The organism is Amycolatopsis regifaucium (assembly GCF_001613935.1).
Classification (GTDB): Bacteria; Actinomycetota; Actinomycetes; order Mycobacteriales; family Pseudonocardiaceae; genus Amycolatopsis; species Amycolatopsis regifaucium.
The window spans coordinates 309,503-335,079 of the sequence record NZ_LQCI01000009.1; the positions used below are offsets into that span (position 1 = coordinate 309,503).

Here is a 25,577-nt window from a genome sequence, read left to right on the forward strand (position 1 = left end):
GCCATGTACGACGATTTCCGGCAGAAGGACGGCGAGCGGGTGACACCGGGTAACGATCTCAAGGTCGTCGACGTGGAAGGTCTCGGCACCGCCGCTTATCTCTACCGGCAGCACGACGACTCGAAGCCGTGGACGCCCGGCGAACTTTGGCTCTACAAGTACATCGTCCGGCACGGCCCGCTGCTGCTCACGGTCAACGCCACCGGCACCGCGCGAGAGCGCGGCGACTGGCCCACCGTGGAACAGGAAATGCGGGACAAGGTCAAAAAGAACGCCGAAGAGACCATGAAGGCGCTCAGGGCCTGATCGCCGCTGTCCGGGGGAAGAGACCGCCCCCATCAGGACCAGTCCTCCACCGGGTGGCTTAGTCCTTTCGTCGCCTTCTGGGAGCGATCCCACATTGCGGACCGATCGAGCTTGTCATCACCCCCTCACCCCCTTACGGTCCCTATGGGAGCGCTCCCAGACATGGGATTCCGGTCGCAAGGAGGCGACGTATGAGATTCCGCAGAAAGGGTGTTTCGGCACCCCTGGCCGTCACCGCGGTACTCGCGATGGTCGGGGTACCGGCGGTCTTGGGCTCGAGCGCCGAAGCCGCGCCGGGATGCAAGGTCGACTACACGATCACCAATCAATGGGACACCGGCTTCGGGGCCACCGTGACGGTGACCAACCTCGGCGACCCGATCAGCGGTGGCTGGACGCTGGAGTGGGACTTCCCCGGGAACCAGCGGGTCCAGCAGGGTTGGAACGGGACATTCGGTCAGCAAGGCGGGCACGTGACGGTCCGCGACGCGGGGTGGAACGGTTCACTCGGCACCGGCGCCACCGTCTCCCCCGGCTTCAACGGCAGCTACTCCGGCACCAACGCGAAACCCGCGGTCTTCACCTTGAACGGCACCACCTGCACCGGTTCCACCACCCCGACCACCACCACGACGACACCCACCACCACGACCACCACACCGGGCCCCGGCGGCCCCAAGGTGGACAACCCCTACGCCGGCGCCGGGGTGTACGTGAACCCGGATTGGTCAGCGAAGGCGGCCGCGGAACCGGGCGGAAGCCGGATCGCGAACCAGCCCACCGGTGTGTGGCTCGATCGGATCGCGGCCATCACCGGCACGAGTACCAGCCGCGGGCTGCGAGCCCACCTCGACGAAGCACTCCGGCAAGGCGCCGGGAAACCGTTGGTCGTCCAGCTGGTGATCTACAACCTGCCGGGCCGCGACTGCTCCGCCCTCGCCTCGAACGGCGAACTCAAGGCGGACGAACTCGCGCGCTATCAAACCGAGTACATCGACCCGATCGCGGCGATCCTCGCCGACTCGAAGTACTCGACGTTGCGGATCGTGAACGTGGTCGAGATCGACTCGCTGCCGAACCTGGTCACCAACGTGACACCCCGCCCGACCGTCACGCCCCAGTGTGACGTCATGAAGGCCAACGGGAATTACGTCAAGGGCGTCGGCTACGCGCTGGCGAAACTCGGCCCGATCCCCAACGTCTACAACTACATCGACGCCGGACACCACGGCTGGCTCGGCTGGGACGACAACCTCGGCCCGTCCGCCGCGCTCATGGCCGAGGCCGCACGGACCTCCGGGAGCACGACGGCCAACGTGCACGGTTTCATCGCCAACACCGCGAACTACGGTGCGCTCAAGGAGCCGTACTTCACCGTGAACGACAGTGTCGGCGGGACTTCGGTGCGGACGTCGAAGTGGGTCGACTGGAACCGCTACGTCGACGAACTGTCCTACGCCCAGGCGTTCCGGCAGGAAGCGGTCCGTGCCGGGTTCTCGGCGGACGTCGGCATGCTCATCGACACCTCCCGCAACGGCTGGGGCGGCACCGCGCGGCCGACCGGTCCCGGCCCGTCCACCACGGTCGACGCCTATGTGAACAGCAGCCGCACGGATCGCCGGATCCATCTCGGCAACTGGTGCAACCAGTCCGGCGCGGGGCTCGGCGAACGGCCAAAGGCCGCGCCGGAACCCGGGATCGACGCCTACGTCTGGATCAAGCCCCCGGGCGAGTCCGACGGTGCCAGCAAGGAGATCCCGAACACCGAAGGCAAGGGTTTCGACCGGATGTGCGACCCGACCTACACCGGTAACCCGCGGAACCAGTACAACCTGTCCGGGGCGCTTCCCGACGCTCCGCTCTCCGGTCACTGGTTCTCCGCCCAGTTCCAGGAGCTGATGAGGAACGCTTATCCGGCACTATGACCCGCGGTCACAAGCGCCCTCGCGCGAAGTCCGTGAAGGCCTCCTTCCTTACTCTCAAGGTAGGGAAGGAGGCCTTCACGGATCTCAGCCCGGCGGAACGCGGTTTGCGGCGCGACCACGCGGAACACGTCGTCCAGGTAACCGCGGACGGCGGCGAGGTAACGCGATTCGAACTCGCGGACCCGCAGTTCGTCGACTTCGACCAGGCCTCCGGCGCCATCGCCGCGACCCGGCACCTGCTCGACCTCGGGCACGAGACCGTCTGGCACGTCGCCGGACCACCCGAGTCCTACGCCGCCGAACGACGCCGGAAGTCATGGCAACAGACGCTCGAAGAGGACGGCCGGGAGGTGCCGCCGCCGCTCATCGGCGACTGGTCGTCGCGGGCCGGCTACGAATACGGCGTCCAGCTGGCGGGTGACCCCGAGGTCACCGCCGTCTTCGCCGCCAACGACCAGATGGCGCTCGGCCTGCTGCGGGCGCTCCACGAAAAGGGCCGGTCGGTCCCCCGCGACGTGAGCGTGGTCGGCTTCGACGACATGGACGAGGCCGCGCATCTCTGGCCGCCGCTCACCACCGTGCGGCAGTCGTTCGACGAGGTCGGAAAGCGGGCGGTGGCCGCGCTGCTCGCCGAGATCACCGACGCGGGTACAGCGGGCGCGATCAGCGTGCCGACGGAACCGGTCGTCCGGTCCAGCACGGCGGCACCGGGTCCACAGTAGACGGCCGGCCAGTGTCGCGCGCTCACGCTCCCGCCGCTCCGGTGATGTTGCGGACCATGCCACCGAAGATGACACCGTGGAACGGCGCGATCCCCTTCCAGTACGCGTGCCCGGCGAAGCCGTGCGGTTCGAACACCGCCCGCTGCCGGTAGATCGCCCCGCCGTTCCCGTCGGACTCGACGCCGAGTTCGAGCCACGCCCGTCCCGGCAGCTTCATCTCCGCGCGCAGCCGCAACAGGCGCGGCCGGTCGAGGTATTCGACGCGCCACCAGTCCAGTGCCTCACCCAGGTGCAGCCGGCGCGGATCCCGGCGGCCGCGCCGCAGCCCGACGCCGCCGACCAGCCGGTCGGCCCAGCCTCGGACGGACCACGCCAGCGGGAACGAATACCAGCCGTGTTCGCCGCCGATCGACTCGATGACATCCCACAGCGCTTCCGGCGAGGCGTCCGTCCTCTGCTCGCGTTCGTCCTCGTAGACCGTCCCGCCCGCCCAGTCCGGGTCACTCGGGAGCGGATCCGAAGGCGCCGAAGCGGTCGACGCGTCGGACCACCGGGTCGGCACGTCGGCGTTGCGGATCCGGGTCAGCGCCAGTTCGACGGCGTGTTCGTAGTGGGTCAGGCCCGCTTCCGGGTCGGGGATGTGCTCGGCGATCGCGTGATCGTGGCAGACCACCTCGTGCACCAGCGATTCGATCAGCGGGACGGCGATCGACTTCGGCACCGGGGTCACCAGGTTGACCCACTGCGCCGAAAGCCACGGCGTCAGGACCGGCACGGGTACGACGGCTCGCCGCGGCAGCCCGGCGACGACGGCGTAGCGGCGCATCATGTCCAAATAGGTCAGGACATCGGGACCGCCGATGTCGAAGGCACCTTGCACGTCGGACGGCAGCTCCGCGGCGTGTACGAGGTAGTGCAGCACGTCCCGGATGGCGATCGGCTGGCCGCGGCTGTGCACCCAGCGCGGGGTGACCATCGCCGGGAGCCGCTCGGTCAGGTAGCGCAGCATCTCGAAACTCGCCGAACCCGAACCGATGATCACCGCGGCCTGCAGGACGATGGCGGGTACGCCGGACTCCAGGAAGACCCGGCCGACCTCGGCCCGCGACGCCAGATGCGGCGACAGCTCGTCGTCGTCCGGCACGATGCCGCCGAGGTACACCAGCCGTCGCACGCCCGCGGTCTTCGCCGCCTCGGCGACCGTGCGCGCCGCCTCCCGGTCGATCTCGACGAAGTCTTTGCGTGACAAGGAATGCACAAGGTAGTAGACGACCTCGCCATCGGCGAGCGCCTGCTCGATCGACGCCGGATCGGTGACGTCGCCGCGTTCGACCTCGACGCGGTCACGCCACGGCTCTTCGGCGACCTTCTCCGGAGAGCGCGCCACCACGCGGACTTCATGGCCGGCGTCGAGCAACTGGGGCACCAGCCGCCCGCCGACATAACCTGTCGCACCGAGCACCACACATCGCATTTCACCGAGTCTTCCCGGCGGAGGCCGGTGGTGCAGCCCGAGTGACCCGTTCAGGGTGCCAGGCGCCCGCGGACCTCCACTGTCGCGGCGATGCTGCTCCGCAGGAACCGGGCCACCGTCCGGCGCTCGTCCTCCCCCAGGTCTCGCCACGCCGCGGAGAAACGCTCACCCAGGGGGAGGAAGAACTCTGCCCCGATCCGGCGAGCCTGGTCGTGCATGCGCAGCTCGACCTTGCGCCGGTCGGTCGCGCTGCGGTCCCGGTAGAGGTGCCCAGCCCGCTCGAGCCGGTCGAGTACCGCGGTCGTCGCGGACGCGCTGAGGTGCAGTGCCTCCGCCAGCCTGCTCGGACTCATCGGTGTGCCCAGCTTGGCCGCGTCCATGATCACCGCGAGCGCGTTGAGGTCGGTCCGATGCAGGCCGTGGGCCTCCCCGAACATTTCGGCGAACCGGTCGGACTCGACGGTCAGCTGACGCAGCAGGAGGACGAGCAGGGCGTCCGTGACCTCCTCGGTGTCTTCAGCCACGCCCGAATCCTCCCCTCACGCTGCACCGTCCAGGTGACCACTCTACTATTTCGATGGTCGAACTATTCACTCGTCGAAGTAGTATTGCCACGGGAGCCATCCGCTCATGATCTCGGAAGTCGAACACCCCACTCGCACGCGGTCACGTCTGCGCTGGCTGCTCCCCGCCCTCGTGGCGGTGGCTTGGCTGATCTTCGGCGGCTTCGGCGGGCCCTACGCGGGCAAACTGAGCCAGGTCACCGAGAACGACAGCAGCAGTTTCCTGCCCGCGTCGGCCGAGGCGACCGAGGTCGGTGAGCTTCAGAAGCGGTTCACGAGCGACGCCGTCATCCCGGCGATCGTCGTGGCCGAACGGCCGTCCGGACTGACCGAGGGCGACAAGCGCTTCCTCGCGGACCGGACCTCGAACGCGCGGCTCGTCCCCGCCCCGCGGAGCACCGCCGGGGCGCAGGTCGTCGTCCTGCTCGATGCCAAGGGCGATCCCGGTGACAGGGTCGAGGCGCTGCGCGAGGCACTGGCTCGCGACACTCCCGACGGCCTGAAGGTGCTCGTGACCGGCCCAGCCGCGCAGGTCGCCGACCTCAAGGAGGCGTTCGGCGGGATCGACGGGCTGCTGCTGGTGGTCGCGGGCGCGGTGGTCGCGCTCATCCTGATCATCGTCTACCGGAGCCCGCTGCTCCCGCTGCTCGTCCTGTTGTCGGCCGTGTTCGCCCTCGGGACGGCGAGTTTCGCGGTGTACCTCCTCGCGGACAACGACGTCCTGGCCTTGAACGGGCAGAGCCAGGGAATCCTCTTCATCCTCGTCTTCGGCGCCGCCACAGATTACGCGCTCCTCATGATCTCGCGCTATCGCGAAGAACTCCGGACGACCGACGACGCCCGCACCGCCTTGCGCACCGCGTGGCGCTCGACGATCGAACCGATCGCGGCCTCCGCCGGGACCGTGATCCTCGGCGTCCTCTGCCTGCTGTTCAGCGACTTGAACTCCAACAAGGGACTGGGTCCGGTCGCCGCCATCGGCATCGCCGCCGCGCTGCTGACGACCGTTACCTTCCTGCCGGCCGTCCTGGCCTTGTGCGGTCGCAGCGCCTTCTGGCCCTTCCGGCCGACGGTGGCTCCGCCCCGCGAAGAGACCAGCAAGGTTTGGGGACGCGTCGCCGGCTGGGTCGCGCGCGCTCCCCGCACGATCTGGATCGTCACCACTGTCGTCCTCCTGGCGGGTGGCGCGTTCCTTCCGCAGCTCAAGGCTTCCGGCACCGCGCAATCCGACGTCTTCCTCACCCCGGTCGATTCCGTGGCGGGGCAGGAGGTCCTCTCCCGCTACTTCCCGGGCGGATCCGGCTCACCCACGGTGATCATCACCGCTGCCGGACAAGCCAAGACGGTGACCGAACTGGCGCGCGTGCCCGGCGTTTCGGACGTCCGTCAAAGCGGCGAAGCCGCTGGGCTCGCGAAGATCGACGCGGTGCTGGCCGATCCCCCGGACTCCGACGCGGCCGTCGCCACCGTGGAGCGGATCCGCTCGGCCGTGCACCCGGTCGAGGGCACCAAGGTAGGCGGCCCGACGGCGACCCTGCTCGACACCAGGACGACGTCCGAGCACGACCGGATGGTGATCATTCCGATCGTCCTGGTCGTGATCTTCCTCGTGCTCGCCCTGCTGCTGCGGTCCCTGCTCGCGCCGCTGTTGCTGATCGCCACGGTGGTGCTGTCGTTCGCGGCCACGATGGGCGTCTCGGCACTGGTGTTCAACCATGTCTTCGACTTCCCCGGCGCCGATCCGGTCGTTCCCCTGTTCGGCTTCGTCTTCCTTGTCGCGCTGGGGATCGACTACAACATCTTCCTGATGACCCGAGTCCGCGAAGAGGCGGCCCGGATCGGGACCAGGGAAGGAACCCTGCGCGGCCTGCGAGTCACCGGCGGCGTGATCACCTCCGCGGGAGTCGTACTCGCCGCGACCTTCGCCGCCCTGGCCGTCCTGCCGATCCTCTTCCTGGCCCAGCTGGCGTTCATCGTCGCGTTCGGCGTTCTGCTGGACACCCTTCTGGTCCGGTCGCTGCTGGTACCGGCCCTGACGGTCGACGTCGGCCGGAGGATCTGGTGGCCGTCGAGGCTGGCGAAAGCAGATCGGGGATGAGCCTCCGTCAGAGGTCGATCAGCTCGACGGTCACCTTCGCGACATCACCCTCCTAGAGCCCTTCGGCCTCGCGGTCGTGGCCGATATGGTGGCCGGGTGGATCTCGTCGTGATCTTCGGCCCGCCCGCGGTCGGCAAGATGAGCGTCGGCGACGAACTGTGCAAGCTCACCGGCTTCAAGCTGTTCCACAACCACATGGCCGTCGAGCCGGTGCTCGGCATCTTCCCGTTCGGTTCGCCGCCGTTCGGCAGGCTCGTCAACGAGTTCCGCCGCCGTGTCATCGAGGAGGCGGCGGACGCGGACCTTCCCGGGCTCGTCTTCACCTACGTCTGGGGACTGGAGTTGCCGGAGGACACCGAGCTCATCGGCTCCTACGTCGAGCTGGTCCGGGCGCGGGGCGGGCGGACGCGGTTCGTCGAGTTGTCCGCGGATCTCGACGAACGTCTCCACCGCAACACCACCGAATCGCGGCTCGACCGCAAGCCCAGCAAGCGCGACCTCGCGTTCTCCCGCGCCAACCTTCTCGAACTCGACCGCGACTACGTCATGAACACCAGCGAGACACGCCGGGTTCACGCCCAGGACCTGATCGAGCGGCACGACCATGTGCGCATCGACAACACCCGGTTGAGCGCTGCCGAGACCGCGGCCCTAATCCTGCGGACGATGCCGCAGTGAGCGTGTCGTCGAAGTCCCGAGCACACGCGAGGCCATCCACGCGAGGGCGTCGGCTGTCCGTGCCGGGGTGTCCGACGGCTGCATGATGTGGCTCAGCACCGTCCGGACGACGACGTCGATCGCCACGTCCAGCTGCGCGGCGTCCAGCGGCGGGCCATACGCTCGGACTCGGCCGCGCAACATGACCGTCGCTTCGCTCAGCAGGCTGCCCGCACGGATTGTCAGCAGTGGCAGCAACTCGGTGTCGGCGCCGTGTGTCGCGGAGACGATGGCGCGCAGCAGGAGGTTGTCGTCGGCGAGTTCGAGGACACCGCGGACGGCGTCGTGGATCGCCTCGACGAGGTCGTCGGGGTGCCGTTCGAAGGCCTCCTGGACGACTGAGAGGAACCTGCCGAGCTCGTGCGAGATCATCGCTTCGGCCAGCTGGGACTTCGAACCGAGCTCGTTGTAGACGGTCTGACGGCTGACGCCGACGATCTCCGCGAGTTTGCTCATCGTCACCGACGACCAGCCGGAGCGCACGGTCAGTTCGATCGCCGCCGCGACGATCGGCTGCCGGTACGGGCCACCCGTAACGGAGACTGACGGTGCCTCCCTCATGATCGTCATTCTAGGCCGTGCCTTTCAAGGCGCGTACCCGCGGCGAACGCCGGCGCCCCGGCCAAGGCGCCCGTCCGCCGGACGCCGGTCACCACGTCGTCGCATTTCGCGCGGGCCCGCCTCGCTCCTCATCATGCTCCGACCCTTCCCGGTGCCACGAAATCGATCTTTTCCCGCACGCCGCAATCCGGGCAGCACCACGAGTCCGGGATCGCCGACCACGGTGTGCCGGCGGGGAAACCCTCACGCGGGTCGCCGAGTTTCTCCTCGTAGACGTAGCTGCAGCCTGGGCACATCCCGCCCTCGGACGCGTCGCCGTAGGTGTCGGTGGCGACGCGGGACGGCGCGGCGACCCGGGTTCCGTGCCGAGCGAGAATCTTGGCGCGTTTGGACGGCTGGATATTGGCGCGGGAGATGTCGCCGTCGAAATGCGCGAGCACCCTCGGATCCATCACGCGGCGCCAGAGTGGCGGGAACAGGGCCAGCACGATCATCCCGGCGTATCCCGTCGGCAGCACCGGCGATTCCGCGAAATCACGCAGCGTCTGGTAGCGGCGGGTCGGGTTGGCGTGGTGATCACTGTGCCGCTGCAGGTGGTACAGCAGGACGTTGGTGGCGATGTTGTTGGAATTCCAGCTGTGGCTGGGATCCACCCGTTCGTAGCGCCGCCGGTTCGGCGGGCCGACCTTCTGCCGCCGCATACCGTAGTGCTCCATGTAGTTCACGACTTCCAACAGCGAGAACCCGATCACCGCCTGGATCACCAGGTACGGCAGGATGCCGACGCCCAGCCACGCGATCATCGCCGCCCACAGCACCGCCGACATCAGCCAGGCGTTGAGCACGTCGTTGCCGATCCGGAACGGATGCCGGTCGCGCCGGGCGTACCGCTTGCGCTCCAGCCGCCACGCGGACTTCAGCGAGCCGAACACCGTGCGCGGCCAGAACCGGTAGAAGCTCTCCCCCACCCGGCTGCTCGCCGGATCCTCCGGGGTCGCCACCCGGACATGGTGGCCGCGGTTGTGCTCGATGTAGAAGTGGCCGTAGAAACTCTGCGCCAGTGCGATCTTCGACAGCCAGCGTTCGTGGCTTTCCTTCTTGTGCCCGAGTTCGTGCGCGGTGTTGATGCCGATCCCACCGATGCAACCGATCGAGATCGCCAGGCCCACCTTGTCCACAACGGGCAGATCGCCGCGGGAGATGAGCCAGAACGCGGCAACGAAACCCGCGTACTGGATCGGCAGGAACGCGAAGGTGATCCACCGGTAGTAGCGGTCCTGCTCCAGCCGCTCGATCACGTCGTCGGGCGGATTGCCGCGGTCGAGGCCGGCGAGCAGGTCGATCAGCGGCACGACCACCAGGATCACGATCGGCCCGATCCAGAACCACCCGCCCCATCCGGTGGCCGCGTGCAGCCCGATGGCGAGGAAGGCGAGCGAGGGGACCACCAGTCCGATCAGCCACAGGTATCGCTTGCGGTCGGTCCACCGTTCGGTCGAGCCCGCCGGGACCGTGCCCGTCATCTCGCTCATCGCACCCTCCTCCATTGGCTGGGTTTACAAAACTGTAGGAGATGTACACCACGTTTGACAAGTGGCCATCCTTTGTAAATCCACCGTTGCTTCATTTCGTGAGAACTTGGCGATATCTTGTGTTTGTAAGGAAACTTACTTAACTTGTGACGACACGCCGCGACCCACTTCGTCCGCCCCGAAGGAGCGCGAATGCCTCGATCATCCCGTCGGATCCGACCCGCCGCCGTGGCCACGGTGGCCGCCACCCTGCTGGTACTGCCCGCCACGACCGCCGCCGCGAGCACCACGGCGAACAGCGCCTGGCCGGGCGCTTCCGCCGTCACGAACGCCGACGGCTCGAACGTCCTCGGCGGCAACATGAGCGGCCTGTCCTTCGGCGGACCCGACGTCCTGTGGGCGGTGAAAAACGGGCCCGGCACGCTGTACCGCCTCGTGCGCAACGGCACGAAGTGGCAGCCGGACACCGCCAACGGCTGGTCGTCGGGCAAGGCGCTGCGCTACCGCAACGGCGGGGGCGACCCCGACGCCGAAGCCGTCGTCGCCACCCCGGACGGCGTGGTCGCGGCCACCGAACGCGATGGCGACAACAGCAAAACGAGCGCGCTCAAGGTGCTCCGGTACGACGTCTCCGGCACAGCCAAGACCCTTACCGCCAAAGCGGAATGGAATCTGACGGCGGACTTGCCGAAGGTTTCGGCCAACGACGGCCTCGAAGCCGTCTCCTGGATCCCGGACAGCGCCCTCATCTCGAAGGGATTCGTGGACGAGCGCACGAAAACGCCGTACAACCCGAGCAGCTACCCCGGTCACGGCACCGGCCTCTACCTCGTCGGCCTCGAGAGCAACGGGATGATCTATGCCTACGCGCTCGACCAGGCGGGTGGGAAGTACACTCGCGTCGCGAGCTTCGCGAGCGGGCTCGACTCGATCATGGAACTCGAATACGAGGCTTCGACCGGCAAGCTGTGGGCGGTCTGTGACGACAACTGCGGCGGCACCTCGACGACGCTCGCCGTCGGCGCGCAGGGCAAGTTCGCCGTGACCGCCACATACGACCGTCCGAGCGGGATGCCGGACTACAACAACGAAGGTTTCGCGATCGCGGGCGCCTGTGCTTCCGGAAGCAAGCAGGTGGTCTGGGCCGACGATGGGAACGAAGGCGGCCACGCCCTCCGCGCCGGGACCTTGTCCTGCGGCTGAACGGGCACCGTTCCGGCGCGGATCCCCGGATCCGCGCCGGACTGGAGTGCATCGATTCCGGCCTTTGTTCGCACCGATCGAATGGATTACTTTGTCGATATGAAATTCGCCTGCCTCGCCATTCTTCCGATAGCGGCCGCTCCCCTGTTCCTGCCCGCCACGGCGCGGGCGGGTGACGGCTGGGAATCCATCGGCACCGGCATGACCGCGGGTGCCAGTGGTATCGCCGTCCTGAGCCGGGACGACGACCGTGTCGACGCACTGGTCTTGCGAGACAACAAGAAACCCGGAGAGAACCGGGCGGCGCGCGTCCGGCTCTTCGACGGGCGAGTGTCCAAGGTGGACCGGATCGACTGGCCGGGCGAACTCCCGGTCGACCTGGAAGCGACCGAAGCGATACCCGGGAAAGCGGGCGAATTCATCGCCTTGGCCAGCGGCGGGAAAGGCTTCCACATCAAACTGAACGACCGGCGCCTGAAAGTGCTCGGCACCTTTCAGGTACCGATGGGTTACGCCGACGACAATTACGAGAGTTTCGCACTGAAAAAGGTGGATGACCGGTTGTTCGCGGTCTGGGCGGACCGGGGCCAGGACGCGCGCCCGGCGACGCTGTACTCCGCGGAGTTCTCGGTGCCGAGGCTGTCCTTCGGGAAACCGAAGGCGATCCCGTTCCGCGTCTCGTATCCCACCACCGACGTCCGGCACGCCTCGGACGTCGAGATCACCGCGGACAACCGGGTCCTGATCGCGGCGGCCTCCGACCCAGGCGACACCGGCCCGTTCGACTCCGCCGTGTACGCGGCCGGATCGCTCCGCTCCGACGGTTCGATCGCCCTCTCCCCCACGCCGGTGAAGATCGGCGACTTCCCCGGTCACAAGATCGAGGCGATGACCTGCCTCTCGCGTTCGTGCGACTCCCTGCTCTACGGGACCGACGACGAAGCCGCGGGCGGGAGTGTCCGGATCGTCACCGGTAACGAGCCGGAGGACCAGTGACCAGCGAAGACCTGCGCGAACGTCGCCTCAAGATCATCGAAGAACACCCAGGAGTTCGACCGGACAGGCGTTCCGGGTGCCGATCATCGCGGTGTTCTTCTTCGACGAAGACCGGATCACCAACGAGCGGGTCTACTTCGACGCCGCCAGCCTGATCACCGAGGTGGGGCACGCCGAACTGCTGACCCGGCCGCGGCCGGGGCGAACGGACGTCGCTCAGCCTCCGACGCGCGAAATGCCGAACGCGGTGAGGAAGCCCGCGACCGTGATCAGCCCGGTCCACAGGTGCGCGTCGTCGAAGGCCTCGGGAATCATCGTGTCGGCGATCATGGCGAGGATCGCCCCGCCCGCGAGTGCGGTGATCACGGCGAGGACGTTTCCGGACGCGCCACCGAGGAGACCGTAACCGAGCAGCGACGCCACTCCGCTGATCACGGCGATGCCACTCCAGAGGGTGAAGACATAGCGTGGGCTCCGGCCTGCGCGCTTCATCCCCGAGGCGCTGGAGAGACCTTCCGGGACATTGCTGATGAAGACGGCCGCCACGGTCACCACACTCACGCTCCCCCCGCCGAGCAGGCTGGTTCCGATCACCATCGATTCGGGGACGCCGTCGAGCAACGCGCCGAGCGCGATCGCCGTACCGGAACCGGCCTGCTCCGTCTCGGACGGCTGCAGGTCACCCGACCGCTTGCGGTGACGCGCGCCGCGCCGGGCGAGCACGATGTTCGCGAGGGTGTAGATCAGCGACCCACCCAGAGCGCCCAGGGCCGTCGGCAGGAAACCGCCCTTTTCGTGTGCCTCGGCGATCAGTTCGAAGGACACCGCCGAGATAAGGACCCCGCTGCCGAAGGCCATCACGCTGGCCACGGCCCTGCTCGGGATCCGGACCAGGAAACCGATCATCGCGCCGACCAGCAGGGCCGACCCGCCCAGCAGACCCCAGCCACCCGCCGCGAGCAACTCCGACACGCGCTATGTCTCCCCTCTGACGGCGACGCCGCCGACCTGTGGACCGGCATCCCACCCGGACGCGGTGATCTTGCCGAGGGAGTGCCCGTCGCCCGCCGCGCGAAAACAGGTTTGGCCGAGGAAGGGCAGGGTAGCTCGATTACATGACCCGAACCCCCACGCCCACGAGACGGCATCCGCCACAAGTGGCCGCGCTCGCCGTCGGCGCGATCTTCCTGCTGGTCGGTGTGCTGGGCTTCATCCCCGGCATCACGACCGGCTATGCCGAACTGAAGTTCGCCGGGCACCATTCGGAAGCGCGGCTGTTCGGCGTGTTCGCCGTGTCGATCCTGCACAACCTCGTCCACCTCCTGTTCGGAGTCGTGGGGGTACTCGCCACGCGCAAACCCGCCGCGTCCCGCGCGTTCTTGATGATCGGCGGTGGTGTCTACCTGCTCTTGTGGCTCCTCGGGCTGGTGATCCCCGAAGACAGTCCCGGCAACTTCATCCCGCTGAACGGCGCCGACGACTGGCTACACCTCGCGCTCGGTCTCGGCATGATCGCACTGGGTCTGGTCACGACCGCCCTCGAACGCAAGCACGGCGACTATCCCGAGCCGGATCTACAGCACCAATAGATGGATGCGCCGGACGAGACCCGCGGTGGCCGGTGCCCGCAACACATCCTAAACGACTTGGTGAGAGCCTTCGTCGAGGTCTGAACGCACGGCACCGATCATCGAGTCGGTGGCGGGCGTGCGGATGGTCTCGTACCGCAGTCAGTACGGCCACCTTGGGACGCGCCACGCGCAGGCAGGCCCCGGGCAGCATCCGCTCGAAGTCCGAGGGCCGTGAGCACAGCCGCAGCCTGGGCCATTTCTGGAATGGCTCAAGTTCACGCATCCGGGCGTGTCTCTAACCACAGAGCGCCGCGACGCCGCCACGTCGCACCGATCGGTGCACCCCCAAGGGCCACTACCCCTGAAGACGTCACTTTTGTCGCCCTTGTTACAGATTCATCCGGATATTCTTCTCCGACGGCTGGACGAGCCGAAGACGTATTCTTTTCGGTCGTTTTGCAATATTCGCCCAAGCGCAGGCCAGCGGGACACCCCGAAGACGGCGTACTGGTCTGGACCTGTCGCGACACCAGCACTCGAAAGTGCGGAAATCGAACTTGATTTGCCGCTGGGCAAGGAATCCGCGCTACCGAAAGCCCCTTTGGTTACCCATCAACCGAAAGAGGCTGCCCGATGCACCTGGAAGAGTGAGCGTCTTCAGCGGAGCGTCGCCGGTCCGGCCTGCTCGACCCCGCCAAGAAACACCCAGAACCGTTGTCAGCGGGCCGATCCGGAGGTTTCCGCTGCTCCAGGACGTCGTCAACATGGTGCTACGGCCCCATTCTCCCGTGGTAGCGTCTGCGCCCTGCCTGAATTCGGTTCCGCTCGACAATCCCCAACCCAGTCAAGGAAAACGACATGCCTGAACACGCTGCCGGTACCGTCATCGCGGTGGACGGCCCGGCGGCGGCGGGCAAGACCACCACCTGCCTGGCGCTGGCGAACACCTTCGGCCTTCGCTACCTGGAAAGCGGCAGGACCTACCGCATCATCGCCTTCGAAGCGCTGCGGCGTGAAATCCCCGTGGACGACACGCGAGAGATCACCGGCCTCTGCGATGAGCTGCTGATGGAGAGTCGCACGGAGAGCCTGCTGACAGCGGAGCGCTACGCTTCGGACAAGCTGCGTGAAACCCCGGTCAACGTCGCCGTTTCCGCCGTCGCGAAGATCGCGGAGGTCCGCCAGCGAGTCACCGGTCTCATCAGGCTTTGGGCCAAAACCCAAGCACAGTGCGTCGTCGAGGGCCGCGACATCGGTACGGCCGTCTTCCCCGCGGCCCGCGTGAAGTTCTACTTGACCGCTTCCCCCGAAGTCCGGGCGATGCGGCGAGTACGGCAGGAGCGGGCAGATTCTTACGAGAACGTGCTCGCGGACGTGATTCGCCGAGACGAAGCCGATATGAACCGGGCGGCGTCACCACTGGTCGCGGCCGAGGACGCCATCAGGATCGACACGACCAGACTCACCATCGACCAGGTGACGAGCCGAATGGCCTCGGCGTGTCGCAATCAAGGGTTAGAGATCATTCGCCAGTGCGAGTAGGCTTCTGCTTTGTCTGCGACGAAGCTAAGTTGACCGAGGGTATGACTTCGAGTGATCGATCAATGACAAGGGGTATCAAAGATGGAACCGGTGATGGCGATGGAAAACGGAGCCGAGCCGGCCACTGGCAAATGCCTCTTCTGCCAGATTCACGATCCCGAGGTCAACGAGCTCGGAGAATCCTTCAGTCGCCACTGGACATCTCCGCACCGGCGGTCATGAGGGCCCCATCTGGTTTGCCGGGCCAATAGTCCACCATCCGCATGGTCTCGCGGAGATCTTCTTTTCGCATCACCACCGCGTAGTCCCATTCCGGATCCTCGATCGCGAGCACGGCTCCGACGACCGAACGCAGGTACTGCCTTTTCTGCTCTCCGGTCGGCCGATAGACGCGGCATTCACCCCGATACACCCGAAGGAAATAGGCGGAGGACGGCCACGGCGGACGCGCGAGTTCACCGAGGGAGCCCAGATCCTCATAGGCGAGGCCGTCTCCGATCAGAAGATCGTCCACGCGATCCCCGTCGACGGGAAGAAGATGCAGATGCGCGTGCGTGATACAGGCGTGGCTCTCCTGTCCCGCGCTCGATCCGTGCTCCAAGAATCAGTGGCTCACCGAAGGTCTCCCGATACAGCGGGACGAAGTCGGCGAGAAAACTCCTCACCTCATGCTCGTGGCGGGAAAGCACCTGGGCGAAGGACAAGTAGTGGTTCGACGGCAGCAACAGAAGATGTCCGAGGACGAGCGGTGACATATCGGCCAACAAAGTCAAGTTTTCCGTTGAACATACTGCCCGCGACGGCGGATCACCTTCGTAGAAACGGGTGAAGGAGGTGTCACCGCAACCGGTGAGTTCTTCGCAAAAATCCGCGCCCGCGCACCGCATGGTCTCGATCATGGCTCCCCCGCCACTCGTCCCGGCCGCCCTCGAGCAGGGCATCTGGATTTTTGCGCACCGATACGGCTGACTTGAATGGTCATTACGGAGGTTAACTCGAACGTCGCAACCTGATCGTTGATTCGTGATGGCGGCACTTTGGACAAATACGGGACACATCAAGGCCGAAAACGGTCCGGTGCCGGAGACACGGAGAAGCGTTCGCCGCCCGGCTGACCGGCGAACGCTTTCCGGTTATCGCGATCCGCTCACCTTCCCGCCGATCCCGGCGAAATCACGTCCGAATACCCATTTCTCGGCGAAATCCGTACCTACTGCCCTTCCCGTGCCAGCAATTCCCGCACCCGTTCCTGCAGCGCCTCCCGCGGATACGCGTTCACCTGGGCACCGGCCATCCGCACCGGGTCACCGAAGAAGAAGTACTCGTACAGCGACTCCCGCCCGGCGAAGCTCGAGACCGACGCGTCGAGCGCCAGCTTGAACAGCCGCGCGCGGTCCTTCGCGGGCAGGGTTGCCGACTGGAGGTAGACGTCGATGTCGGGACGTCCTTCCGCCTCGAAGTCCGCCTCCCCCGGCAGGGCCATGAGCCCGGAGGCGGAGAACTTGCGGATGATCTCGGTCAGCCGCGGCGAGACCTTGGTGGGGTACCAGTTCCGGGCGGCGTTGAGGACTTCCCACTTCGGCAGGAAGACCCCGTCCTCGCTCACCGCGCCATCGGCTTCCGCCGCGCGCAGCACGGCCTTCTCGATTTCGACGTAGGAGATCAGCTCCGACAGATCCTGCTGGATGTGCTGGAATCCGCCGATGCCGATCGCCGCGGCGAGCTCGCTGGCCAGCCCGAGGTAGAACTCGGTCTTGGCCAGCGTGCGGGTGACGACCTGATGAGTCATCAGCGCACCGGCGCCGGTTTCGGAATACCACGCGTTGCACAGTTCCGGATGCCCCAGCAGGAAGACCCGTTCGTTCGGGACGAACACGTCGTCGAAGACCACTACCGCGTCCATCTCCTCGAAACGCGAAGCGAGCGGCTCGTCGAAGTGCGAGCGGCCGTGGTCGAGTCCGGCGCGGCAGAAGTACTTCAAACCGGGCGCGTCGTTCGGGACCGCGAAGGCGTAGGAGTACGGAGCGTCCTCGGGGGTGCCACGCAGGACGGTCGACGGGAACACCAGCAGTTCGTCGGCGATCGGCGCGATCGTGGCGAGCATGCGGGCACCGCGGACGACGATGCCGTCCTCCCGCTCCTCCACCACTTTCGCCGAGAGGTTGCCGCCGCCCTGCTGGCTCCCGGAGACGGAACGGTTGACCTGCGGCGGGATCAGCGTGTGCGTCGCGAGGAGATCGTTCTCCCGCGCCATCTCGTAGTACTTCTCGATCCGCTCACCGAAGACAGGATCCGCCCGGGAGAAGAACTTCTTCGCGGTCGCGAGCGCGGTGAGCGACGAGTTCATGTAGTCGCCGGTGCGGCCGAGAAAACCGTGGGAATACTGGGCCCACGCCGAAAAGGCGGCACGACGGCGCTTGAGATCCTCTTCGGTGCGCGGTACGAGGAACGACGTCCCGACGCGCTCCCCCGTGGTCGGCGACTCGTAGGTCAGGACATCACGGTGCGCCGGATCGTGCTGGAGGTCGAACAGCTTCGCGTAAGTCAGCGCGTTGTTGCGGAAGGCCGGGTGCTCGGCGACCTTCGAGGTCACCTTCTCGCCGTCGATGTACAACTCCGGCGTCATCGCGTTGAGCTTGTCGAGGTACTGCTGTCCGGTACGTGCTCCCATGTCGTGCTCCTCCTGAAGGATGGACGTCGTTGTCAGAACAGGGATTCGTGGCCTTGCGTGGATTCGTGGACGGTCGAGAACCGTCCGTTGACGAAGCCGAGCGCGTCGCCGGAGCGGTAGTCGAACTCCCGCACCTCACCGAGGAACAGGGTGTGGTCGCCGCCGTCGTAGGCGGCCCACGGCGTGCAGTCGAACCAGCTGAGGACGCCGGCGAGCCGCGGCGCGTGCCCGCCGTCGACCCATACGGGCGCGCCTTCGGGAGTCGGCCGCCCGGCGAAGTTCATCGCGAGCGCCTGCTGTTCGGCGCCGAGGACGTTGACCGCGAACGGCCGTCCTTCCAGCAGATCGTGACTCTTGACCGTGCGCTGGATCGACACGAGCACGAGCGGCGGCTCCATCGAGACGGCGGTGAACGAGTTCACCGTCAGGCCGTGCCGCTTCACCGAGCCGTCGGCGGGACTGGCGTCGAAGGTCACCACCGCGACGCCCGTGACGAACCGGCCGAGACAACCGCGGAAGAACTGCGCCGGTGGCCGATAGAGGTTCGAGCCGGGCGAGAAACTGGTTTCGCGTGACATCATCGTCGGATCCTGTTCTATAATCGAACAGCCAGTTCAACTATCGAAATGGATCGTATACGATGGTTTCGGACTCCCGCAAGACCGCGAGCACGTCCCAGACACTCAGCCGCGGCATCCGCGTGCTCGAAGTGCTTGCCGACGCCCAAGAGGCGCTCGGCGTCGACCAGATCGCGGAACGGCTCGGCGTGCACCGGTCGATCGCCTACCGGCTCATCCGTACGCTCGAAGACCACGGACTGGTGACCCGCGACCCCGCCGGCCGGATGGAACTCGGCGCGCGGCTCGCGGCCCTCGCGGCGGGAATCAAACATGACCTGCAGGCCGCCGCGCTGCCCGAACTGACCACGGTCGCGAACGAACTCGGCATGACATGTTTTGTGGCGGTGCTCGACCGCGAAGAGTGTGTGACCCTGGTCAGCGTGGAACCCCGGCACGCCGTCGCGTCCGTCGCGCAGCGCCCGGGATCCAGGCATCCGTTCACCGCGGGCGCTCCGGGACGCGCGGTCCTTTCCCAGCTACCGGCCGAAGAATGGCCGGAGGACGTCGCGGAAGAGGTCCGGGATGTGGCCGCCCGCGGCTACGCGGACAGCCATGGCGAAGTGATCGAGAACCTCAGCGCCGTCGCGGTGCCGCTTTCCTTGCGCGGCCACAATCCCGCCGCGCTCGCGGTGGTTTATCTGTCCAGTGCGCACACCCCGGCCGAGCTCGCGGAGCGGCTCAGGGCGGCGGCGAAGACCGTCCGCGACGCCCTCGGGGGCTGAGCCCGCAGGCGGGTCCCGAAACATGGCATCAATCGGTCCCGAATCGAAGCGGGCTCACCGCCTGCTCCGCTTCGTGGTCCGGGCCGAGCGGGATCCCCGAACGGTCCCGCAGGAGCAACGTGGCGATGAGCCCGATCACCGTCATCCCCGCCAGGTACACGGCCACGGACAGCGACGTTCCGGTCGCCCCGACCAGCGCGGTGGCGATCGTCGGCGCGAACGCGCCGCCGAGGATCGCCCCGAGCGCGTAGGAGATCGAAACGCCGGAGAAGCGAATCGACGCGGGGAAGAGTTCCGCGTAGAACGCCGCCTGCTGGCCGTAGGTGAACCCGAGCCCGACGCTGAGAATGATCAAACCCAGTGCCAGCAGCACGATGTTCCCGGTGTCCACCAAGGGAAAGAGCACCGCGACCCCGGCGAGCTGCGCGATCCAGCCCAGTACGTAGGTGCGCCGCCTGCCGATCCGGTCGGACACCGCGCCCGCCGCCCACGTCGAGATCAGCCAGGTCGCCGCCGAGGCGGTCACCGCCCACAGCACCGGGCCGCGGTCGAGTCCGATCGGGCCCTTCGGGTTGGTCGCGTAGTTCTGGATGTAGCCGCCGGTGGTCATGTAGCCGACGGCGTTGTTGCCCGCGAACACCAGAGCGGCGACCAGGACGAGGACGGCGTGCTTGCGGAACAACTGGATGATCGGGGTCCGGGTCTGCTCGCGGCGTTGGGCGATTTCACGGAAGACGGGGCTCTCCTCGACGCGGCGCCGGACGTAGTGCCCGACCAGGATCAGCCCGACGCTGAGCAGGAACGGGATCCGCCAGCCCCAGTCGAGGAACGCCTGGCCGGGAACGAGCAGGCTGGTCAGCGCCAGGACACCGGAGGCCAGCAGCAGGCCGAGCGGGACGCCGATCTGCGGCGAAGCACCGAAGAGCCCCCGGCGCTTCGACGGCGCGTGCTCGACGGCCATCAACACCGCACCGCCCCATTCACCACCTGCCGAAACGCCCTGCAGAATCCGCAGCAGGATCAGCAGCACCGGCGCGGCGACACCGATCTGGCCGAACGTCGGGAGCACACCGATCAGCGTGGTCGCGGCACCCATCAGGATCAGGGTGAGCACGAGGACGACGCGACGGCCGTACTTGTCGCCGAAATGCCCGGCCAGGAAGGCGCCGAGCGGGCGGAACAGGAAGCTCACGCCCACGGTCGCGAAGGACACCAGAGTGCTGTTCGTCCCGAGGCCGGAGAAGAACAGCTTGCCGAAGACGAGTCCCGCGGCGGACGCGTAAACGAAGAAGTCGTACCACTCGACCGTGGTGCCGACGACGGTCGCGAACGCGACCCGGCGCCGATCGGCGGACGGCGGGGCGACGCGGCCTGGCGTGCGTTCCTCCTGCGCTGGATTCGACACCTTGACTCCTTTGACATAGGCCTGGCGCGAGTGGCGGCCCGCTGGGATCCCGGGCGAGGCGAAGGCCACTCGGTGACCGCCTTGCCACTGTGGCACGGAATCATATACGTTATTAGATACGAAGCAAGGGTCGAGGATTCAGGGGAACATGGACACTTACGAGCCAACGGCGCCATCGGGACGCGGGTCCGGTCCTCTGGGGACTCGACCGGGAAAGATCATCGCCGTCCATCTCAGCTACGCGTCACGGGCCGAGCAGCGCGGACGGCGTCCGGCGAACCCGTCGTACTTCTTCAAACCGGCGAGCTCGATCGGCGCGTCCGGCGGCACGGTCGAACGCCCCGCCGGTACCGAACTGCTGGCTTTCGAGGGCGAGATCGCGCTGGTCATCGGCACCGCCGCCCGGTGGGTGAAACCGGACAAGGCGTGGGACCACGTCGCCGCGGTCACCGCCGCGAACGACTTCGGCCTCTACGACCTGCGCGCCGCGGACAAGGGCTCCAACGTCCGGTCCAAGGGCGGCGACGGCTACACCCCGCTCGGACCCGGCCTCATCGACGCGCGCGATGTCGACCCCGCGTCCTTGCGCTTGCGCACTTGGGTGAACGGTGACCTGGTGCAGGAGGACACCACAGCCGGCCTGCTGTTCCCCTTGCGGCAGTTCGTTTCCGACCTCTCCCAGCACCTTACGCTCGAACCCGGCGACGTCATCCTCACCGGCACCCCCGCCGGCTCCACCGTGGTCTCCCCCGGCGACGTCGTGGTGGTCGAAGTGGACGTACCCGGCACTTCCGCCAGCAGCGGACGGCTCCACACCACCGTCACGCAGGGAATCCGGTCCTTCTCCGACATCGGCGCTCTCCCCGAGGTCGACGACAAGCAGCGCGCCGAAGCGTGGGGCACTCCCGTCACCGAGCCGGAGGAAGAGGAAGCCCCCGCGCTCAGCCAAGAACTCCGGGCCAAGCTGCTTCGCGCGCCGGTCGCGGGTTTGTCGGCCCAGCTGCGCAAGCGCGGGCTGAACAATGTCGCGATCGACGGCGTGCGGCCCAACATCCCGGGCTCGAAGATCGTCGGTACGGCACGCACTTTGCGGTTCGTCCCGAACCGCGAAGATCTGTTCAAGACCCACGGTGGCGGCTACAACGCGCAGAAACGCCTGTTCGACTCGGTCGGCACCGGAGAGGTGATCGTCATCGAGGCCAGGGGCGACGCGGGTTCCGGGACACTCGGCGACATCCTGGCGTTGCGGGCACGGTATCTCGGCGCGGCCGGGGTGATCACCGACGGCGGGGTCCGCGATTTCGACGCCGTCGCCGCGACCGGCCTCCCGGTGTTCTCGCAAGGCCCCCATCCGGCGGTCCTCGGCCGCAAACACGTGCCATGGGACACCGACGTCGCGGTCGCCTGTGGCGGGGCGACCGTGCTGCCCGGCGACATCATCGTCGGCGACGACGACGGCGTGGTCGTCATCCCGCCGGGGCTGGCGGAAGAGGTCGTCGCCGCGACGCTCGTCCAGGAGGACGAAGACGCGTGGATTGCCGAGCAGGTCGGACAGGGCCGCCCGATCGAGGGGCTCTTCCCGCTGAACCCGTTGTGGCGGGAAAGGTATGAGGCATGGCAGAAGAAGCAGTGAAGACGGCCAGCAAGTCCGAACTCGCCTACGAGTGGCTGCGTGAGCGGATCGCCCGGCACGAGTACGGACCCGGCTACCGGCTCGTTCTCGCCGAGATCGCCGGCGCGCTCGACATGAGCGTCGTCCCGGTGCGCGAGGCGATCCGGCGGCTGGAGGCCGAACGGCTGGTGACCTTCGAACGCAACGTCGGCGCGCGTGTGGCGATGGTGGACCAGAACGAATACGTCCACGCCATGCAGACCCTGGGTGTCGTCGAAGGTGTCGCCACCGCGCTGTCCGCGCCGGGACTGACCGAAGAGGACATCGCGAAGGCACGCAGGGTGAACGAACGGATGATCACCCTGCTGGACCACTTCGACGCACACGAGTTCACCGCGCTGAACCAGCAGTTCCACTCCCTGCTGTTCGCCTGCTGCCCCAACCCGCAGATCCTCGACCTCGTGCACCAGGGCTGGACACGGTTGTCCGGACTGCGTGACTCCACATTCGCCTTCGTCCCCGACCGCGCGCACCGGTCGGTCGAGGAACACGAAGAGATCCTCCGGCTGATCTCCGAGAAGGCCGACCCGCTCGACATCGAATTCGCCGCGCGCAATCACCGCTGGGCCACCATGCAGGCCTTTTTGGACGCTCGAGACCGCGCGAACCGCTGACTGAGGAGGACTTTTGACCAGCACGACTCCCCGGCCGATCCCGGACGGTGTCCCGGAGCGGATCCGGCATTACATCGGTGGCGAACTGACCGACTCGGCCGACGGCGCCGTCTTCGACGTGCTCGACCCGGTGACCAACGAGGTCTACGTGCGGGCCGCCGCGGGGAAGAAGGCCGACATCGACCGCGCCGTCGCCGCCGCGCGGAAGGCGTTCACCGAGGGACCGTGGCCGAAGCTGCTGCCGCGCGAACGGTCGCGTGTGCTGAACCGGATCGCCGACCTCGTGGAGTCGCGGGACAAGCGGCTGGCGGCGCTGGAGAGTTTCGACTCCGGACTGCCGATCTCGCAGGCGCTGGGCCAGGCACGCCGGGCCGCGGAGAACTTCCGGTTCTTCGCCGATCTGATCGTCGCGCAGGCCGACGACGCCTACAAGGTTCCCGGCCGCCAGGTCAACTACGTCAACCGCAAGCCGATCGGGGTCGCCGGGCTGATCACGCCGTGGAACACGCCGTTCATGCTGGAGTCGTGGAAACTCGCCCCGGCGCTGGCGACCGGCAACACGGTGGTGCTCAAACCCGCCGAGTTCACGCCGCTTTCGGCGTCGCTCTGGGCGGAGATCTTCGAGGAGGCCGGGCTGCCGGCGGGGGTGTTCAACCTCGTCAACGGCTTCGGCGAGGACGCGGGTGACGCGCTCGTGAAGCATCCGGACGTCCCGCTGATCTCGTTCACCGGTGAGAGCCGCACCGGCAGCCTGATCTTCGGGAACGCCGCGCCGTTCCTCAAAGGACTGTCGATGGAGCTGGGCGGCAAATCGCCCGCCATCGTCTTCGCCGACGCCGATCTGGAAACCGCGATCGACGCGACCATCTTCGGCGTGTTCTCCCTCAACGGCGAACGCTGCACGGCAGGCAGCCGCATCCTGGTCGAGCGCGCGGTCTACGACGAGTTCGTCGAGCGGTACGCCGCGCAGGCCGAACGCGTCGTCGTCGGCGACCCGGCGGACCCCGCGACCGAGGTCGGCGCGCTGGTGCATCCCGAGCACTACGAAAAGGTCATGAAGTACATCGAGATCGGGAAGACCGAGGCCAGGCTGGTCGCGGGTGGCGGCCGCCCGGCGGGTTTCCCGACCGGGAACTACGTGGCGCCGACGGTGTTCGCCGACGTCAAACCGGACGCCCGGATCTTCCAGGAGGAGATCTTCGGCCCGGTCGTCGCGATCACGCCGTTCGACAGCGAGGAAGAGGCGCTCGAACTGGCGAACAACACGAAGTACGGGCTCGCGGCGTACGTCTGGACCAACGACCTCAAGCGAGCGCACAACTTCGCGCAGTCGGTGGAGGCCGGGATGGTCTGGCTGAACTCGAACAACGTCCGTGATCTGCGCACGCCGTTCGGCGGGGTCAAGGCCTCCGGGCTGGGACACGAGGGCGGGTACCGCTCGATCGACTTCTACACCGACCAGCAGGCGGTGCACATCAATCTCGGCGAGGTGCACAACCCCGCCTTCGGCAAGGGCGCGAAGCCCGTCGACTGACGATCCGTTCCTTCGTCCACAAAGGATGCTGTCATGACCCCGATCCCCACGCCGTCCTCACCGCCGCCGGACGTCCTGCGTTGCGCGTACATGGAACTCGTCGTCACCGATCTGGTCCGCTCACGCGCGTTCTACGCCGACGTCCTCGGGCTGACGGTGACCGAAGAGGACGAGACCACGATCAGCCTCCGCACGATCGACGAGTTCATCCACCACAACCTCGTGCTGCGCGTGGGCCCGGTCGCCGCGGTCGCGGCCTTCTCCTACCGGGTCCGGTCGCCGGAGGACCTGGACAAGGCCGTGGCGTTCTACTCGGAACTGGGCTGCCGGGTCGAGCGCAACGTGAACGGGTTCACCAAGGGCATCGGTGACTCGGTGCGGGTCCAGGATCCGCTCGGCTTCCCGGTCGAGTTCTTCCACGACGTCCAGCACGTCGACAGGCTCAGCTGGCGCTATGACCTGCACGTTCCGGGCGCGCTGGTCCGGCTCGACCACTTCAACCAGGTCACGCCGGACGTCCCGCGCGCGGTGAAGCATATGGAAGACCTCAACTTCCGGGTCACCGAAGACATCCAGGACGACCAGGGCGTCACCTACGCGGCGTGGATGCGCCGCAAGCCCACCGTGCACGACACCGCGATGACCGGCGGGGACGGGCCGCGAATGCATCACGTCGCGTTCGCCACGCACGAGAAGCACAACATCCTGTCCATTTGCGACAAGCTCGGTTCGCTGCGGATGTCGGACCACATCGAACGCGGCCCCGGCAGGCACGGCGTCTCGAATGCCTTCTACCTCTACCTGCGCGACCCGGACGGGCACCGGGTCGAGATCTACACCCAGGACTACTACACCGGCGACCCCGACAATCCGGTCGTCACCTGGGACGTACACGACAACCAGCGCCGCGACTGGTGGGGCACGCCGGTGGTCCCGTCGTGGTACACCGAGGCGTCTCTCGTGCTCGACCTCGACGGCAAGCCGCAGCCGGTGGTCGCGAGGGCCGAAGAGAGCGAACTGGAAGTCACCATCGGCGCCGACGGCTTCTCCTACACCCGCAAGGGCGACGACGAAGGGCAGCTCCCGTCCTGGAAACAGGGCGAGTACAAACTCGGCAACCAGCTCTGAG

22 protein-coding genes and 1 pseudogene are annotated in these 25,577 nt (G+C 67.1%); 14 read left to right on the forward strand and 9 right to left on the reverse strand.

Annotated elements, in window-relative coordinates:
- The first annotated feature begins 3 nt into the window (after positions 1-3).
- The 3 genes and pseudogenes from AVL48_RS11335 to AVL48_RS11345 form a co-directional block, all read left to right on the forward strand.
- Positions 4-306, forward strand: a complete 303-nt coding sequence (locus AVL48_RS11335) for a hypothetical protein (RefSeq protein WP_061982524.1) — start codon at positions 4-6, stop codon at positions 304-306.
- 191 nt (positions 307-497) lie between these two features.
- Positions 498-2,231, forward strand: coding sequence for a glycoside hydrolase family 6 protein (locus AVL48_RS11340; RefSeq protein ID WP_061982523.1), 1,734 nt, complete (start codon positions 498-500; stop codon positions 2,229-2,231).
- Positions 2,232-2,416: 185 nt separating this feature from the next.
- Positions 2,417-2,953 (forward strand): annotated as a pseudogene (locus AVL48_RS11345) (substrate-binding domain-containing protein); the annotation flags it as partial.
- A gap of 22 nt (positions 2,954-2,975) precedes the next feature.
- Here the strand turns inward: AVL48_RS11345 and AVL48_RS11350 are convergent.
- A complete protein-coding gene (locus tag AVL48_RS11350; protein WP_061982521.1) occupies positions 2,976-4,427 on the reverse strand; it encodes an SDR family oxidoreductase in 1,452 nt (483 codons plus the stop codon).
- A 50-nt stretch (positions 4,428-4,477) separates the two neighbouring features.
- Positions 4,478-4,951 carry a MarR family winged helix-turn-helix transcriptional regulator gene (locus AVL48_RS11355; RefSeq protein ID WP_061982520.1) on the reverse strand — a complete coding sequence of 158 codons (474 nt, stop codon included), beginning with the start codon at positions 4,949-4,951 and terminating at the stop codon, positions 4,478-4,480.
- A 106-nt stretch (positions 4,952-5,057) separates the two neighbouring features.
- On the opposite strand from AVL48_RS11355, the gene AVL48_RS11360 reads away from it, so the two are divergent.
- The gene (locus AVL48_RS11360) at positions 5,058-7,088 is read left to right on the forward strand and encodes an MMPL family transporter (RefSeq protein WP_061982519.1); all 2,031 of its coding nucleotides are present in this window, start codon (positions 5,058-5,060) and stop codon (positions 7,086-7,088) included.
- A 96-nt stretch (positions 7,089-7,184) separates the two neighbouring features.
- Positions 7,185-7,766, forward strand: a complete 582-nt coding sequence (locus tag AVL48_RS11365; protein WP_061982518.1) for a DEAD/DEAH box helicase family protein — start codon at positions 7,185-7,187, stop codon at positions 7,764-7,766.
- Here the strand turns inward: AVL48_RS11365 and AVL48_RS11370 are convergent.
- Entirely contained in the window at positions 7,740-8,375 is a 636-nt protein-coding gene (locus tag AVL48_RS11370; RefSeq protein WP_061982517.1) for a TetR/AcrR family transcriptional regulator, read from the reverse strand. The two genes, AVL48_RS11365 and AVL48_RS11370, sit on opposite strands and share 27 nt — an antisense overlap.
- A gap of 122 nt (positions 8,376-8,497) precedes the next feature.
- On the reverse strand, positions 8,498-9,898 hold the full coding sequence (locus tag AVL48_RS11375; protein WP_061982516.1) for a fatty acid desaturase: 1,401 nt from the start codon (positions 9,896-9,898) through the stop codon (positions 8,498-8,500).
- A gap of 192 nt (positions 9,899-10,090) precedes the next feature.
- Here AVL48_RS11375 and AVL48_RS11380 point away from each other — a divergent pair, with 192 nt between their 5' ends.
- Together AVL48_RS11380 and AVL48_RS11385 are read left to right on the forward strand one after the other, a co-directional pair.
- Positions 10,091-11,101: an SdiA-regulated/phytase-like domain-containing protein gene (locus AVL48_RS11380; RefSeq protein ID WP_061982515.1), complete on the forward strand. Its 1,011-nt coding sequence runs from the start codon at positions 10,091-10,093 to the stop codon at positions 11,099-11,101.
- Between the two features lie 99 nt (positions 11,102-11,200).
- Positions 11,201-12,097 (forward strand): hypothetical protein, encoded by an 897-nt coding sequence (locus AVL48_RS11385; RefSeq protein WP_061982514.1) that lies wholly within the window; start codon positions 11,201-11,203, stop codon positions 12,095-12,097.
- A 216-nt stretch (positions 12,098-12,313) separates the two neighbouring features.
- On the opposite strand, the gene AVL48_RS11390 is transcribed toward AVL48_RS11385, so the two are convergent.
- Positions 12,314-13,069 (reverse strand): ZIP family metal transporter, encoded by a 756-nt coding sequence (locus tag AVL48_RS11390; protein WP_061982513.1) that lies wholly within the window; start codon positions 13,067-13,069, stop codon positions 12,314-12,316.
- 143 nt (positions 13,070-13,212) lie between these two features.
- Between AVL48_RS11390 and AVL48_RS11395 the strand changes: the two genes are divergently transcribed.
- Positions 13,213-13,686, forward strand: coding sequence for a DUF4383 domain-containing protein (locus AVL48_RS11395; RefSeq protein ID WP_061982512.1), 474 nt, complete (start codon positions 13,213-13,215; stop codon positions 13,684-13,686).
- An 873-nt stretch (positions 13,687-14,559) separates the two neighbouring features.
- Complete coding sequence (gene cmk, locus AVL48_RS11400; protein ID WP_158070228.1) at positions 14,560-15,210, forward strand: (d)CMP kinase; 651 nt, start codon at positions 14,560-14,562, stop codon at positions 15,208-15,210.
- A gap of 184 nt (positions 15,211-15,394) precedes the next feature.
- On the opposite strand, the gene AVL48_RS11405 is transcribed toward cmk, so the two are convergent.
- The 3 genes from AVL48_RS11405 to AVL48_RS11415 all read right to left on the reverse strand — a co-directional run bounded on the left by AVL48_RS11405 (position 15,395) and on the right by AVL48_RS11415 (position 18,462).
- The gene (locus tag AVL48_RS11405) at positions 15,395-15,724 is read right to left on the reverse strand and encodes a hypothetical protein (protein ID WP_143104807.1); all 330 of its coding nucleotides are present in this window, start codon (positions 15,722-15,724) and stop codon (positions 15,395-15,397) included.
- 696 nt (positions 15,725-16,420) lie between these two features.
- The gene (gene hpaB, locus AVL48_RS11410; RefSeq protein ID WP_061982509.1) at positions 16,421-17,881 is read right to left on the reverse strand and encodes a 4-hydroxyphenylacetate 3-monooxygenase, oxygenase component; all 1,461 of its coding nucleotides are present in this window, start codon (positions 17,879-17,881) and stop codon (positions 16,421-16,423) included.
- A gap of 32 nt (positions 17,882-17,913) precedes the next feature.
- Positions 17,914-18,462 (reverse strand): flavin reductase family protein, encoded by a 549-nt coding sequence (locus tag AVL48_RS11415; RefSeq protein ID WP_061982508.1) that lies wholly within the window; start codon positions 18,460-18,462, stop codon positions 17,914-17,916.
- A 59-nt stretch (positions 18,463-18,521) separates the two neighbouring features.
- Here AVL48_RS11415 and AVL48_RS11420 point away from each other — a divergent pair, with 59 nt between their 5' ends.
- The gene (locus AVL48_RS11420; protein ID WP_061982507.1) at positions 18,522-19,223 is read left to right on the forward strand and encodes an IclR family transcriptional regulator; all 702 of its coding nucleotides are present in this window, start codon (positions 18,522-18,524) and stop codon (positions 19,221-19,223) included.
- 28 nt (positions 19,224-19,251) lie between these two features.
- On the opposite strand, the gene AVL48_RS11425 is transcribed toward AVL48_RS11420, so the two are convergent.
- Positions 19,252-20,628, reverse strand: coding sequence for an MFS transporter (locus tag AVL48_RS11425; protein WP_061982506.1), 1,377 nt, complete (start codon positions 20,626-20,628; stop codon positions 19,252-19,254).
- A 148-nt stretch (positions 20,629-20,776) separates the two neighbouring features.
- Between AVL48_RS11425 and AVL48_RS11430 the strand changes: the two genes are divergently transcribed.
- Genes AVL48_RS11430 through hpaD form a run of 4 tightly spaced genes read left to right on the forward strand, consistent with a single transcriptional unit; the run spans position 20,777 to position 25,576 of the window.
- Entirely contained in the window at positions 20,777-22,261 is a 1,485-nt protein-coding gene (locus AVL48_RS11430) for a fumarylacetoacetate hydrolase family protein (RefSeq protein ID WP_061982505.1), read from the forward strand.
- The gene (locus AVL48_RS11435; protein ID WP_061982504.1) at positions 22,243-22,914 is read left to right on the forward strand and encodes a GntR family transcriptional regulator; all 672 of its coding nucleotides are present in this window, start codon (positions 22,243-22,245) and stop codon (positions 22,912-22,914) included. The genes AVL48_RS11430 and AVL48_RS11435 overlap by 19 nt, the downstream gene beginning before the upstream one ends.
- Before the next feature lie 13 nt (positions 22,915-22,927).
- Complete coding sequence (gene hpaE / locus AVL48_RS11440) at positions 22,928-24,448, forward strand: 5-carboxymethyl-2-hydroxymuconate semialdehyde dehydrogenase (RefSeq protein WP_061982503.1); 1,521 nt, start codon at positions 22,928-22,930, stop codon at positions 24,446-24,448.
- A gap of 33 nt (positions 24,449-24,481) precedes the next feature.
- Positions 24,482-25,576, forward strand: a complete 1,095-nt coding sequence (hpaD, locus tag AVL48_RS11445; RefSeq protein WP_061982502.1) for a 3,4-dihydroxyphenylacetate 2,3-dioxygenase — start codon at positions 24,482-24,484, stop codon at positions 25,574-25,576.
- The last annotated feature ends 1 nt before the right edge of the window (position 25,577 follow it).